Raw genomic sequence first — 15423 nt, 5'->3', positions numbered from 1 at the left:
TCATAAAAAAATGATTAAACATCTGCAAGGAAAAATAGCATTAGTCACAGGTGCTACTAGAGGCATTGGGAAAGGAATTGCCATTGGATTAGGTGAAGCTGGTGCTACAGTTTATATTACAGGACGCACTCTAGAACCTAATAATGACAGTCTGGGTGGGAGTTTACAAGAAACTGAAACCGCCGTTATAGAAGCTGGTGGGGTTTGTATTTCTGTGCAAGTTGATCATAGTGATGATGAGCAAATTCGCCAACTTTTTGCCCAGATTGAAAGAGAACAAAATGGTAAGTTGGATATTTTAGTTAATAATGTTTATGCGGGAGTACAAGCTATCAGAGAAGGTTTTGGTAAAACTTTTTGGGAGTTAGAACCGAGTTTTTGGGATGCGGCTAATAATGTAGGTTTACGAAGTCATTATGTGGCTAGTATTTATGCTGCAAGGATGATGACAAAGCGGAAGGAGGGAATTATTTTTACTATTTCTTCTTGGGGCGGAATGTCTTATATTTTTAGTGTTCCTTATGGTGTGGGGAAAAGTGCTTGTGATAGATTAGCCGCAGATATGGCAAAAGAATTAAAAAAATATCATGTGACTTCTTTGGCTATTTATCCGGGGATTGTTGGTACAGAACAGATTACCAGTTTTGCTCAAGAACAGAGTTCAGAACATGGGACATCTTCATCATTTGGTGATGGTTATAATTGGGAAACACCGTTATTCACTGGGAGAGCGATCGCTAGTTTAGCATCTGATCCTAATATTATCAAATATACAGGTAAAATCCAAATTGTCGCTGAAGTTGCCAAGAGATATGGATTGGTAGATGAAAATGGTAATCGTCCTGTATCTTTACGTTCTTTGAGGTTCATTTTCTCAACGGCAATACCTTTTCTGAGAAATTATGCTGGGTTAATTCCTGATTTGACAATACCTTGGTTAGTGATTTTATTTTTTAGTAAATTTGGTTAAATAAAACTCTGAGAGATAACCCTAAACTTCATGTTGAATTAAATAACCGTCCTCCATGTTGATAATTCTATCAGCAATATCTAAAATGCGGTTATCATGGGTAACAATTAAAATTGAGCAATCTTGTTCTTTTGCTAATTGCTGCATTAAATTCACCACATCTCGTCCTGATTTACTATCTAAAGCAGCCGTAGGTTCATCAGCCAATACTAACTTAGGATGACTCACTAAAGCGCGAGCGATCGCCACTCGTTGCTTCTGTCCCCCAGAAAGATCAGAGGGATAATAATTAACTCTATCTCCTAATTTCACAGCATTAAGCATGGCTTCGGACTGAATATAAGATTCCCATTGCGAAATATTAGATTGCAATTCTAAAGACATTTGTACATTTTGCATAGCAGTTAAGAAATCTAGTAAATTATGAGCTTGAAAAATATAACCAATTTGCCTACGGATTTGGACTAATTCTTCATTACTAGCATTTAATAATTCCTGTTCATTAAATTTTAAACTTCCCTCTTGGACAGAACGCAAACCACCAATTAATGTTAATAAAGTAGTTTTTCCTGAACCAGACGGTCCAGTCATAATCACAATTTCTCCAGATTTGATCGTCAAATTAATATCAAACAAAGTTTGAATCCGTAACTTACCATGACCAAAGTAATGATTAAGCTTGGTGATTTCCAAAATATTAGCAGCAGGTAAATATTGCATAGGTAGTTAATTAAAAATTTCGGCTGGATCTACCTTACGTAATTTATTAGTAGAAAAGAAACCCGAAGTTAAGCACATAACAATTACAGAAATAAATACTAATAGACCCTTATTTATATCCATAACAATTGGTAATTTAGTTGCATCTTTGGCAATATCATATAGTCCTAGAGAAATAGCAAAACCGGGAATATAGCCCAAGACAGCTAAAATTACAGCTTGCTGAAAGACAACATTCAAAAGATATTTATTTCTAAATCCCATTGCCTTGAGTGTAGCAAATTGGACAAAATGGGTTGATATATTACTATAAAGAATTTGATAAACAACAATTACACCAACAACAAAACCCATCGTTACCATCAAATTAAACACAAATCCAATTGGTGTTCTTAATGTCCAATAGCTTTTTTCAAAATCAATAAATTCTTTCCGTGTCATTACCGTGACATCATTTGGCAAACTAGCAGATAAATTTGCTAAAATCCTTTGAGGACTAACATCAGGTTGCAGATGAATTGAACCTATATCTACTTGATTTGGTCTGTGTTCTGGAAAAATTCTAAAAAAAGTAGAAGAACTGACTATTAAATTACCATCCACACCAAAAGAAGGTCCAAGAGTAAATAACCCACTCACTTTTACCTTGTAACCAACAGTTCCTAAATAACTAAATATTTCCATACTCATAGGTTTATTTTTCTGAAAATATTCAGCAATTGGTCCAAATTCTGGACGTGCGGCTCGGTCAAAAAATACTTGATCAGGAATTTTGAGTAATTGAAAATCTTGATCTATTTCCGGTAATCTAAAGATGGATTTAACCGGATCAAATCCCAGGACATAAATAGGATATTTGCGACCATTGAGAGGATTTTTAAGTTTAGCAAATTGGACATATAAAGGTTCAACTGATGCAATCCCATTAAAACCTAATATCTGATATAAACGACTGCGAGGAAAACTTTGAGTAGAAGTCAAAGATCTATATTGAGAGCTAATTAAAAACAAATCACCTCGAAGATGTTTATGCACTTGAGTTGCACTAGCATAAAGAGCATCTTGAAACCCAATTTGCATAAACATCAAAACAGAAATAAAAGCAATACCTGCTAATGCCACAAGAAAGCGTACTTTTTGCTTGACCAATTGCAGCCAAGCTAAAGGTATATTTAAAATCATGTTTTACCTCCTATTCCCTATATAACTATTCGATTTTTTAAATACACCTTATTAATCATCCCAATCAAATTAATCAGAAAAATCATAGTTTAGACTTATATCTGAATAAGTACCTGAACTTGTAAATTAGTTAAACTAGAAACTCGTTGATTATCTGCTAATTTATCAATGCGGATTTTTACATCAACTATTTTATTATCTGTATCTGCACCAGGATTAGTATTAAAGATATTTTGTCTACCAACTTGTAAACCAATATCTGTAACAGTCCCTTTTAATTTTCCTGTAAAAGCCTCACCAGTAATAGTTACTGATTGACCGAGACGAACTCTTTTAATATCAGTTTCATAAACTTCTGCAACCACATACATTTGTTGAGTTTGTCCCAATTCTAATATTCCTTTATTGGCAATTATTTCTCCTGGCCAAGTATTAATTTTGAGGACTTGACCATTAATAGGTGAACGAATAGAACTTAAATCTAGCTCTGCTTGAGCTTGTTGAACAGATGCGATCGCACTTTTTACATTTGCTTGAGCTAATTGTACATCTGTAGGACGAATTTCTGCAATACTATTCAGTCTAGCTTCAGACTCACTTAACTGTTTTTGTAAAGTTTCTACAGTCCTTTTGAGATTAGCATTAGCTTCATTAAGTTGTTCCTGTACAGTATCCCTGCGTAATCTTCTAGTATCGGCATCAGAAGCAGAAATAGCACCATCTTGATATAATTTCTGATATCGTTTATTTTCGGTTTCTGAATTTTTTAGTTCAGCTTCTAAACGAGCAATTGTAGATTTTTGGGTAGAAATTGATCCCCGTAATTCAGCTTCTAAACGGGAAATTGTGGCTTTTTGCGCCGAAATATCACCTCCTTTCGCCCCTGCTTCTACTTGCTGAAGATTTGCTTGACTGACTTCCACTTGTCGTTTTGCTTTTTCTAAAGCTGCAAGATTAGGAATATAACTATCAAGAATTGCTACTACTTGTCCTTGAAGAATTTTGTCTCCTTTTTTCACCAAAAGTTGATTAACTCTTATCCCTGTTTGAGAATTGGGTGCAGAGAGACGAATTACTTCTCCTTGGGGTTCTAAACGTCCTAAAGCAGCAACAGCAGTAATTGTAGGTGCAGAAATAGGGACATTAGGAGATATTGTAGAAGTTGATTTAGAAGTTTGCTGAAAATATGAAAGGCTATAGATAGATATTACACTGGTAGCTATAACTCCAGAACTTGCTAACATTATCGGCCACAAACTCACAGGTTTTATTAATGAGTGCTTTTCCTTGTGTACCATAATTTTGTCTTTTAAATTAGGAAATATGACATTATTTCTGATTCTCAATAAGAAACAGAAAAGTCACTACACTTGATAACATCTCTTGACAACCTTATATCTGATCCAATATCCAAAAAATACTCTTGATCAAAAACTATTTACTCAGTTGATTAATTACCTATTACACAAAATATTTCAATGCTAAAATTTTGATAGGTAATGGGTAATTAGTTATTGACCATTACCAATTACCAATATCAAAAATTTATTTATTTAACACGACCTCTTTCTCTTTTTTCTTCCGCATAATTGCCAAGTATTCACTCCGCGTTCCGTCTACTCGATAATGATCACAAATTTGACAAAGTTTGAGAAGATCCAAGCGACTGAATATTTTTTGATGCTCAATAGCATTGTCATTACGCCACCGCCAGAATGTTGTTCTATCAATTCGACGATTGCTTTCGGGCCATCTTCTCCGTGATAGAAAATCTACTAATTCATCTTCATGAAATGAGTAACCTTTTGGTAATTTGAGGAGGTCTTCTCGTAACTCATTCAGCGGGATGAGTGGATCTAATTCAGATAGTCTCATGCCAGCAATTCCTTGTAGTTTTGTAATTCCAATATTGCAGAAGCCAAATAATGCAATAAACTTTAATTGACTAATTTCACGCTCAAAGACCGCTTTAAATTCACAGTCTAAATTTCCCTGATTTAATAATTTAGATTAAACTTATTTTTGGGGAATTTCAACCTATATGCAACTAATTGTTTCATAAAACCTTATTTATCGCAATATCTTGGATTTGTAAAAATTGCAAGCATCAAATCATCAACTCCTTAAATAGATTAAGAATTACTAATTTTTTATTATCTCAAACTTTGGACTTAAGTTGATGAAAAAATATTTTTTTAATTCCTTAGATATATTTGATAGTGATTAATTTTACAAAGATGAAAAAATATTTCTGGGGATAGATGCAAAGATTCATTATTTAGCATTAGAAACTAATGAACAATAATTATAAGCATTCAGCTATCAGTGGTCAGCTAAAACCGTCATTAATTAATATTCAGAATGCTGATCAATTCAATTCTTGCTGATAGCTGACGGCTGAATGCTTATTTATTGCCATTAAGAGGATGTATAATTCTTGTTGACTGCAAAATAAAATTTTTAATATAAAACCGAGGGTATGCAATCTATATGCAACTTTGGTCAAAATGGCTAAAACTTAGATAATAATTTATGTATTGGATAAGCAAACATATTTTACAGACAACTCTATCAATTTTACATTTGCAAGACTTTTATGAAGTTGCACATGAATTGCTTATGAGTTGCAATAGAGTTGTCACCAAACTAAGATTAATTTAGGCGAAAAATTAATTTACAGACTACAGGATTAATCAGAGTATTCCCTATTAAACCGCCACAGCATTTATCAATAATTAATGCAAAAAAAGATTTCAATACTGTTAAGGATGAAAAATCAATATTTACCTATACCAACTTCATCCAAGGCTGTACAGAATCATAAAATCTACGCATTTATCCGTGTTTATTTGCGGTCACTTACTCTTGGACTTTTAACTCCATATTGCCTGCTCAAAAGAGCAAAATATGATCATGGCTACCTCCCAATTTGAAGCTGCTTTCACACAGTTAAAAGATGAAATTAGTAACTGTGAAAAGTCTGTACTCAAGATGATAACGGTGAAAAAAAATATGCCTGATACTACAAATATGAAAAATGAAATTAATGCTAAATTGCGAACAACTGATGTAGCAATTGTTGGTATGGCTTCTATTTTTCCCCAGGCGAAGAGTTTACAAGAATACTGGGAAAATATTATTCAGAAAGTGGATTGTATTACTGATGTTCCTGCATCTCGTTGGAATATAGATGATTATTATGATCCTGATCCAAAAGCACCAGATAAAACCTATTGTAAGCGAGGTGGTTTTCTACCAGATATTGATTTTAATCCTATGGAATTTGGCTTACCTCCCAATATTTTGGAGGTGACAGATATTTCTCAATTACTCGGTTTGGTAGTAGCAAAAGAGGCATTAGAAGATGCTGGTTATGGTGCATCTCGACAATTTAATCATGAACGAACAGGAGTAGTATTAGGAGTAGCAATTGGTAGACAATTGGCTGTTCCTTTAGGTGCAAGATTGCAAGATCCACTTTGGAAAAAAGTTCTCAAAAATAGTGGGTTATCAGACGAAGATAGCCAAAAAATTATTGAAAAACTCAAAAGTGGATATGTGCAATGGGAAGAAAATGCCTTCCCCGGAATGTTAGCAAATGTGATTTCTGGACGTATCGCTAACCGTCTGGATTTGGGGGGAATGAACTGCGTAGTTGATGCAGCTTGTGCGAGTTCCTTGGGTGCATTAAGGATGGCTATTAGCGAATTAGTAGAACATCGCGCCGACATGATGATAACAGGTGGTGTAGATACTGATAACTCAATTTTCGCCTATATGTGCTTCAGTAAAACTCCTGCTGTTTCTCCAGGAGAAAAGGTGAGACCCTTTGATGCTGATGCAGATGGAATGCTATTAGGTGAAGGCGTGGGAATGTTGGTACTTAAACGCCTAGAAGATGCCCAACGAGATGGCGATCGCATCTATGCAGTCATCAAGGGCGTTGGCAGTTCCAGCGATGGTAAGTATAAAAGTATCTATGCACCTCGTGCGGAAGGTCAAATAAATGCTTTAAATCGAGCATATATAGATGCAGGAATTTCTCCTGCTAGTATAGGTTTAATTGAAGCACATGGTACGGGAACGATGGTAGGAGATCCTACAGAATTTACATCTATTACCACCGTTTTTGGCGAAAATAACCCAAAAAAACAGCATATCGCTTTAGGAACTGTTAAATCTCAAATTGGACATACTAAAGCGGCTGCTGGTGCTGCTAGTCTCATCAAAACGGCTTTAGCACTGCATCACAAAGTCCTACCACCGACAATTAATATCAGTACCCCCCATCCAAAACTGAATATTGAGAACTCACCATTTTATTTAAATACGGAAACTAGACCTTGGGTAAGTCATCCTACCCAACCCAGAAGGGCAGGAGTCAGTGCCTTTGGATTTGGTGGTACAAATTATCACGTTGTGCTAGAAGAATACGAACATGAACATCATCACCCTTACCGTTTACACCATACTCCAAAATCCTTACTACTATTTGCCCCCACGCCTTCAGAGTTGTTATCTCGTTGTCAACAAATCCAACAACAATTACAGAATGAGAGTAAAGAAAAACACTATCAACAATTAATTACTGATGCTCAAACCGCTAAAATTCCCGTTAATTATGCCAGAGTGGGCTTTGTCACCGATGATTTAGCCCAAGCTGGGGAATTGCTGGAAATTGTCATCGAAGGGCTGAAAAACAAGCCCGAAGCCGAATCCTGGGAACATCCGCAAGGGGTTTACTACCGCCAAAAGGGGATAGACGCAACAGGTAAAGTAGTGGCTTTGTTTTCTGGACAAGGTTCACAATACTTAGAAATGGGGCGGGAATTAGTCATGAATTTTCCCTGCTTGCGCCAAACCTACACGCACATGGATAGCCTATTGTGTGAAGACGGATTACAGCCCCTATCAAGCGTAGTATTTCCTCAGCCAGTGTTTGATGAAACAAAAAAGCAAATTCAATTAGCAACATTGCAAAAAACTGAATATGCACAACCGGCAATTGGTGTATTTAGTGCAGGCTTATATAAAATCTTGCAACAAGCTGGATTTAAACCCGATTTTGTAGCCGGTCATAGCTTTGGTGAACTAACAGCCTTGTGGGTTGCAGGAGTGTTAAATGAAGAGGATTATTTGTTCTTAGCAAAAGCTAGAGGACAAGCTATGGCTGCACCTGCAAATCCCAATTTTGATCCCGGAGGAATGTTAGCTGTTAAAGGAGATATTCATCAAATAACGGAAGTAATTAAAAAGTTTCCCCAGGTAGCAATTGCTAATAAAAATTCTCAGCACCAAATAGTATTAGCTGGCAAGAAACAGGAAATTATTCAAGTTCAAGATATTCTCAAAAATCAAGGTTTTACCACTTTTTTATTAGGAGTTTCCGCAGCATTTCATACACCATTAGTATCTCATGCTCAAAAACCTTTTGCCCAAGCAGTTGAAAAAGTAAATTTCAACGAAGCCCAAATTCCTGTTTATACCAATGTTACAGGTAGCCGTTATCCTCAAGAACCCCACGCCATTCAAAAAATTCTCAAAGAACAACTGTTAAATCAGGTATTATTTCAGCAGGAAATTGAAAATATCTATGCTGCTGGCGGTTATTATTTTGTAGAATTTGGTCCCAAAAATGTCCTTACAAATTTGGTGAAAGAAATTTTAAGTGATAAGCCACACCTAGCTATAGCCGTAAATCCAAGTCATACCAAAAATAGTGACAAAACTCTTCGACAAGCTATAGTTCAATTGCAGGTAGCTGGATTATATTTGCAAAATTTAGATCCCTATCAAGTCGCAACTAAAATTCCCGAAGTTCCCACTAAAAAAGTTTTAAATGTACGCTTAAATAGTACAAATATTACCGAAAGAACTCAAAAAGCATTCGCAAAAGCCTTAGAAAATGGTCATCATGTAGGAGTAGTATCTCCCCAACCAGCAATTAACAAAAATCACCCAACTTCATTTAATGAGAATCATCAACCACAGGATAAAAACGACCACCCAACTTCACTCGATGATCAATTAGAACAAGTCGAAATTCAACCTGATAATCACGAAAAAGTTATTCACAGCTTAGAAAAGATTATCACAGAATTTAGTCAGCAACAAAGAGATATTATCCACGTTCATGAACAATCTTTACACAATCAAACAGAATACACAAAAGCCTTTTCTCAATTAATGCAGCAACAGTATTTATTATTGGGAAATAGTCAACCTACAGAACATCAATCCCCAACTCAACAACTAGCAATTGCCAATTCTGAACAGAACATGATGCGGTTTCATGATCATCAAAGTGATACCCTCCGCATTCATGAACAATATCTCAAATATCAACATGAATATACCGAAAATCACTTTCAAATTCTGCAAAAACATTTGCATTTATTGACCTCAGAAAATAAAGTCATCAACTTTATAAATCATCCCCAACCTACTTTTTCTCCCCCAATTCAACAAGACTTAGAAAATGATAAAAAAACAGACTTATCTCAACCTCTTCCTCTCTGCGCCTCTGCGCCTCTGCGTGACGAAAAAACCATCCCAAATATAGATAAAGCTACCCTTAGTCAAACTCTACTAAACGTTGTCAGTGATAAAACAGGCTACCCAGTAGAAATGTTAGAACTGTCAATGGATATGGAAGCAGATTTGGGAATTGATTCTATCAAACGGGTAGAAATTTTAGGAGGTTTATTAGAAATATACCCCAATTTACCTAAACCAAACCCCGAAGAATTAGGACAATTAAGAACCTTGGAACAAATTGCTGAATATATGCAAACCTTAGTTCCAGATATCTTAAATCAACACGTGGAAATATCAACAGCAATTATTAGCAAAGAGGTATTAGTAGAAGTTTCCCAACCAGAATTAATTACAGCCACACCCGTAATTGAAAAACAGCAAAAAGAAGTAGAAATTACCCAAGATTTAAGCGATATTTTGCTAACAGTCGTCAGCGAAAAAACAGGTTATCCTGTCAAAATGCTAGAACTGTCAATGGATATGGAAGCAGATTTAGGAATTGATTCTATCAAACGAGTAGAAATTTTAGGAGGTTTATTAGAACTATATCCTGACTTACCTAAACCCAACCCCGAAGAAATTGGAGAACTGAGAACTTTAGGCGAAATTGCCACTTATATGCAGCAACAAGCCCAGGAAATTCCTAATTTATTGACTGAGGAAATAGTAGAAGATATCAAAATTACATCTGTACCCAATATTCGCCGCAGTATTGCTAAATTACACCAACTTCCCACACCAGATAGTTTAGAATTTTCTCTTCCTGAAAATCACATCGCATTAATAACTGATGATGGTTCTCCCACTACAGAAAAATTAGCAGACAGTTTGATAGCGAAAGGTTGGAAAACTGTAGTTTTAAATTTCCCTGGTGTCGAATCAAATGTTGATGCAGGTATCAATAGAGTAGTTTTAACTGATTGGAATGAAGAAAACTTACAACAACAGTTACAACAAATTTCTGATAATTATGGGACTGTAGCTGCATTTATTCACCTTCACCCAGCAACATCATCAGACATAGATAAATCTATTCTGCGTCATGTCTTCTTAATCGCTAAATACTTGAAAGAACCACTCAACACAGCCGCAAAATTTGGACGTAGTTGTTTTATTAGCGTTGCGCGTTTAGATGGTAAATTTGGATTAGGAGAAAGCCATAGTTTTAGTGCAATTTCCGGAGGGTTCTTCGGACTTACTAAGAGTATTAATCAAGAATGGGAAAATGTATTTTGTCGTTCCCTTGACTTAAATCCAGACTTAGATCCAGAAACATCTGTAAAACATATCCTCGCAGAAATTCATGATGCAAACTTGTTAATTCAAGAAGTAGGATATAGCAACAAAGGTAGAGTTAGTTTAATTGCAGATTTTAGCCCATTACCAACTACCAATACTCCCAGAAAAATTACTAAAGATCAAGTATTTTTAGTTAGCGGTGGTGCAAAAGGAATCACAGCCCAATGTGTCATAAAAATCGCCCAACAATATCAATGCAAATTTATTCTTTTAGGGCGTTCCAGCACAGAAGTTGAACCAGTTTGGGCAGAAAATTGTCAAAATGAAGCAGAATTAAAACAGCGAATTTTAGAAAATTTTCAAGCCCAAGGAGAAAAACCAACACCAATCATGGTACAGAAAAAGTATCAAGTAATTTCCTCACAGCGAGAAATTCAAAATACTCTTAAAGCTATTGTAGAAGCTGGAGGAGAAGCAGAATATCTGAGTGTAGATATTACTGATACAGTATTACTAGAATCAAAAATTGCAGATGTAATTGAACGTTTTGGAGCGATAACAGGTATAATTCATGGTGCAGGAAACTTAGCTGATAAGCGCATTGAAAAAAAATCAATTCAAGATTTTGAAAATGTTTATGCAGCTAAAGTTAAAGGTTTAGAAAATCTCCTGCGGTGTGTACCAGCAAGTCAACTTCAATATTTAGTTTTGTTTTCTTCCGTAGTTGGATTTTACGGAAATGCGGGACAATCAGATTATGCCATAGCTAATGAAATCCTCAACAAATCAGCCCATCTAATTAAGCATAATTACCCCAACTGTCATGTTATGGCTATTAACTGGGGACCTTGGGAAAGTGGCATGGTGTCATCAGAATTAAAGAAAGCTTTTGCAACCAGAGGAATCGAAGTTATTCCCATAGAAACGGGAACACAAATATTAGTTGATGAACTAACAACTGCTAATCAAAATACGGTTCAATTAGTGATTGGTAGTCCTTTAACTTATGTTCCTGCAACTTTATCAAATGAGTTAAAAAACTATCGCATTAAACGCCAATTAACATTAACAGAAAATCCATTTTTACAGGATCATGTTATCGCTGGTCGTCCCGTACTTCCTGCCACCTGTGGGTTATTATGGATGACTAATGCTTGTGAACAACTCTATCCTGGATTTACAGCCTTCAGTTCTCCCAATTTCAAAGTTTTAAAAGGCATAGTTTTTGATGAAAACTTCACAAGTGAATATATTTTAGAACTTCAAGAACTTGCGAAACATGAAAATCAGGAAATAGAATTTGCTGCTAAAATTAGCAGTAAGACACCAGACGGAAAAATCCGCTATCATTTCAGCACAAATCTAATTCTCAAAAGAGAAATTCCCACACCTCCAAATTATGTACCCCTGAACTTTAATCAGGATGAAAACTTTCTCAAAACCAATCAGAAATTATATCAGGTAACTGCTTCTAGCCTATTTCATGGACTCACATTTCAAGGCGTAAAATCAGTTTTAAATACTAGTCCTAGTCAAATAACTATTGAATGCTATTTACCAGAACCAACAACACAGCAGCAGGGACAATTTCCGGTGCAAACATTCAATCCTTACATAGCAGATGTCCAGATTCATTCTCTCTGGATTTGGACACAACACTTTCATCAAGTTGGATGTTTACCATCAGAAATAAAGCATTTTGAACAGTTTATAAAAGTCCCTTTTGGTGAAACATTTTATGTTACTTGTGAAGTTCAATCAAAAACAGAATCATCAGTAGTTACAGATGTGATTACCTATAATCGTCAAGGACAAATTTATAATCGCATGATTGGTGCTAAAGGAACAATTCTACCTCGACAAATAGCCAAAGATTAGATTTTTTCACGCAGAGGCGCAGAGAGAATTTAAGGCATTGCTGAAGTATAAAATTAAAACTCTAAAACTTTGTGCCTTTGCTTATTTGCGTCTTTGCGCGAAACATAATTAGTTTCAATCTTAAAAAACGGAGAATAATAATGAAATCAATTGTACAAAATCAAAAGTTAGCAATTGTCGGTATGGATTGTTGCGTTAGTAATTCACCAACATTAAATAAATTTGAACGTCTGATTTATGAAAGCAAGCAAAATTCAGTTACATCTGAAGATTATCAGCAAACTCTATTAAGTCAAGAATTAATCAATTCGGCTCTAGAAGATGCTAAAATTCAACCAGAAACAAAAATAGCTTTAATTATCATTTCTCCCTCAGAAAATTCCGCCAAATTAGCTAACTATATCTCTGCTGAATTAGCATTTTTTGCCGAAGAAAATTCGCTTTTATCAGCTTTGGATGTCAGTCAAAAATTATTAACTACCCAGCAAGTTGAAGCTGTTTTAATTGTCGGTATAGACAAGAATTACCCGATAGAAATTAATACGAGTGGATATACTTTCAGTTATGACGAAAAAGCTCAAAATGTCATAAAAACAGCAGGTGCGGCCGCAGTAGTATTACAACTGCATGAAACAGCCAAGCAACACAATCATTGCATCTATGCAGTTCTTGATGGTTGGAGTGTGGTGAAACATTCTCCCAATCACCCAGAAACCATTACCCAAGCTTGTCAGAAGGCGTTTCAAATAGCAGATGTTAAAGCCGCAGATATTGGTTATTTGGAAGTTGTTGCTAGTGGGATTGCCAACGCAGATATAGCAGAAATTCAAGGTTTAATATCAGCCTATCAGACAGAAGCAGGAAATCTTAGTTGTGCATTAGGTAGCGTTAAAGTTAATATTGGTAACACACAAGCCTCCGCTGGCATATTTAGCCTCATCAAAACCGCACTTTGTCTATATCATCGTTATATTCCCGGTGTTCCCCAATGGTCTAATCCTAAACAGCCAGAAATTTGGCGTGGAAGTCCCTTTTATGTAGCAGTAGAATCAAAACCTTGGTTTTTAGAACCTGGTGCAACTAAAAGAATAGCTGCGGTAAATATGATGGAAGAAGATAATATTTATGGACATTTAATTTTGTCAGAAGAAATCAACCAAATAGAACGCAGTAGTCAATATTTAGCAGAAATGCCTTATTATTTATTTCCTATTGCGGCTGATGATCGTTCTTCTTTATTAACACAAATTACCGCACTTCAACAAAGTCTCACAGATGGTTATTCCATATCTCAACTTGCTAGTGATTATTTTCATAAATATCAGCAATATAAACAATCAACTTACGCTTTAGCAATTCTCTCACGACATCTAGAAGAATTAAAAAGAGAAGTTGAAAGGGCAATTCAGGGAGTAAAAATTGCTTTTGCCACTGGTAAAGAATGGCAAACTCCTCTTGGTAGTTATTTTACCGTTAATCCCCAAGGAAAAAAAGGTCATGTTGCCTTTGTTTATCCTGGTTCTTTTACTTCTTATATCGGACTAGGAAGAAATATCTTTCGTCTTTTTCCTCAACTACATAATGATGTTGTCATCAAAAGTGTTTATAATCGAGTCGCCAACATTGAAAAGATTCTCTATCCTCGTAGTATCAATAAATTATTAAGAAGACAACTAGAAAGCATAGAACAAATATTAATAGATGATCCCGTCTCTATGTTGGAATCAGAAGTTGGTATCGCCGGATTAATGACAGCGATTCTGAAAAACTATTTCCAAATTCAATCACCATACAGTTTTGGCTATAGTCTTGGTGAAACTAGTATGATGTTAGCCCAAGGTATTTGGACTAGCTTTAAAAGTACGAGTGATTATTTGAACTCATCTCCTTTATTTAAAACTCGGCTATCTGGTCCTAAAAATGCAGTTCGTCAGCATTGGGGATTACCTTTAATTCATGAAGGTAAAAGCGAAGAATTTTGGAGTAACTATATTTTGATATGTTCCTCTTCCCTAGTACAAGAAGTCCTCAAAAATGAAAGTCGTGTTTATATTGTTTTAATTAATACACCTGAAGAAATCATTATTGCTGGTGAAACTCAAGCTTGTGAAAGAGTTATTAAAACATTAAAATGTGACGCTTTTTCCACATCAATTAATCATGTAATTCATTGTGAACCAATGCACTCTGAATATGATGAATTAGTAAAAGTCAATACCTTACCTAGCCAAATAACTTCAAAAACAATTTTCTATTCTGCGTCAGAATATGCGCCAATGAAAATTGATAGTCATTTAATAGGTAAAAATATTGCTAAAGCTCTTTGTCAACCACTTGATTTTCCTCGCTTAGTTAATCGTGCCTACAATGATAATATCAGAATCTTTATTGAAGTTGGTGTTGGTAGTAATTGTAGTCGTTGGATTGGCGAAATTCTCAAAGAAAAAGAACATCTAGCTGTATCTCTAAATAGAAGAGGTGTAGATGATCATACCTCCATTATCAAAGCCTTAGCTAAACTCTTTAGTCATCGAGTTGAATTAGATTTATCACCTTTATATTCTTTGCCTAATCTCAAATTTGCAGAAGATACTTCTTTGTTTAATTATGAATACAAAATGAAATCTATCCCTAATTATCAAAGTTTAAATAACAATAATGCCCGTATGGCTAAAGCACACAGCTTTTTATTACAGTCCCGGCAAAGATCACTGCAACAACTTAGTCTCTTTCTTCAGCAGCAATTAGACTTGTACAAACAAATGGCGATACAAGCCAGAAAAGAAAAGTAGAAATTATTATCACAAGAATATTTGAAACTGCACAGAATCATGAAATCAATTAATTCATCTGCGTTTATTTGCAGTCAAATATTGTTGAAATCTTATTCTATGCAG

The 15423-nt window shown here is 35.3% G+C and carries 7 protein-coding genes; 3 read left to right on the top strand and 4 right to left on the bottom strand.

Translation table 11 applies throughout. The annotated features are described in order from the left end of the window. The first annotated feature begins 13 nt into the window (after window positions 1–13). On the top strand, window positions 14–970 hold the full coding sequence (locus FJR05_RS15520) for an SDR family NAD(P)-dependent oxidoreductase (protein ID WP_168644940.1): 957 nt from the start codon (window positions 14–16) through the stop codon (window positions 968–970). A 21-nt stretch (window positions 971–991) separates the two neighbouring features. On the opposite strand, the gene FJR05_RS15515 is transcribed toward FJR05_RS15520, so the two are convergent. The 4 genes from FJR05_RS15515 to FJR05_RS15500 all read right to left on the bottom strand — a co-directional run bounded on the left by FJR05_RS15515 (window position 992) and on the right by FJR05_RS15500 (window position 4747). After that, the gene (locus tag FJR05_RS15515) at window positions 992–1690 is read right to left on the bottom strand and encodes a DevA family ABC transporter ATP-binding protein (RefSeq protein ID WP_168644925.1); all 699 of its coding nucleotides are present in this window, start codon (window positions 1688–1690) and stop codon (window positions 992–994) included. A 6-nt stretch (window positions 1691–1696) separates the two neighbouring features. Beyond that, window positions 1697–2872 (bottom strand): ABC transporter permease DevC, encoded by a 1176-nt coding sequence (gene devC / locus FJR05_RS15510; protein WP_168644924.1) that lies wholly within the window; start codon window positions 2870–2872, stop codon window positions 1697–1699. Between the two features lie 95 nt (window positions 2873–2967). Continuing rightward, window positions 2968–4170, bottom strand: a complete 1203-nt coding sequence (locus tag FJR05_RS15505) for an ABC exporter membrane fusion protein (RefSeq protein WP_168644923.1) — start codon at window positions 4168–4170, stop codon at window positions 2968–2970. A 247-nt stretch (window positions 4171–4417) separates the two neighbouring features. After that, window positions 4418–4747 carry a hypothetical protein gene (locus FJR05_RS15500; RefSeq protein ID WP_027402676.1) on the bottom strand — a complete coding sequence of 110 codons (330 nt, stop codon included), beginning with the start codon at window positions 4745–4747 and terminating at the stop codon, window positions 4418–4420. A gap of 1038 nt (window positions 4748–5785) precedes the next feature. On the opposite strand from FJR05_RS15500, the gene FJR05_RS15495 reads away from it, so the two are divergent. Next, on the top strand, window positions 5786–12526 hold the full coding sequence (locus tag FJR05_RS15495; RefSeq protein WP_168644922.1) for a type I polyketide synthase: 6741 nt from the start codon (window positions 5786–5788) through the stop codon (window positions 12524–12526). 140 nt (window positions 12527–12666) lie between these two features. Next, entirely contained in the window at window positions 12667–15318 is a 2652-nt protein-coding gene (locus tag FJR05_RS15490; protein WP_168644921.1) for a PfaB family protein, read from the top strand. Window positions 15319–15423: the final 105 nt, after the last annotated feature.

This window comes from Dolichospermum sp. UHCC 0259, assembly GCF_009711935.1.
GTDB lineage: Bacteria > Cyanobacteriota > Cyanobacteriia > Cyanobacteriales > Nostocaceae > Dolichospermum.
Note: the sequence above shows the minus strand (reverse complement) of the source record. Positions and strands in the feature narration are given on the sequence as shown.

Excerpts from the sequence above, each read along its gene's own strand:
- FJR05_RS15515 (WP_168644925.1), bottom strand. The coding sequence starts at position 1,690 with ATGCAATATTTACCTGCTGCTAATATTTTGGAAATCACCAAGCTTAAT.
- devC (WP_168644924.1), bottom strand. The coding sequence starts at position 2,872 with ATGATTTTAAATATACCTTTAGCTTGGCTGCAATTGGTCAAGCAAAAA.
- FJR05_RS15505 (WP_168644923.1), bottom strand. The coding sequence starts at position 4,170 with ATGGTACACAAGGAAAAGCACTCATTAATAAAACCTGTGAGTTTGTGG.
- FJR05_RS15500 (WP_027402676.1), bottom strand. The coding sequence starts at position 4,747 with ATGAGACTATCTGAATTAGATCCACTCATCCCGCTGAATGAGTTACGA.
- FJR05_RS15495 (WP_168644922.1), top strand. The coding sequence starts at position 5,786 with ATGGCTACCTCCCAATTTGAAGCTGCTTTCACACAGTTAAAAGATGAA.
- FJR05_RS15490 (WP_168644921.1), top strand. The coding sequence starts at position 12,667 with ATGAAATCAATTGTACAAAATCAAAAGTTAGCAATTGTCGGTATGGAT.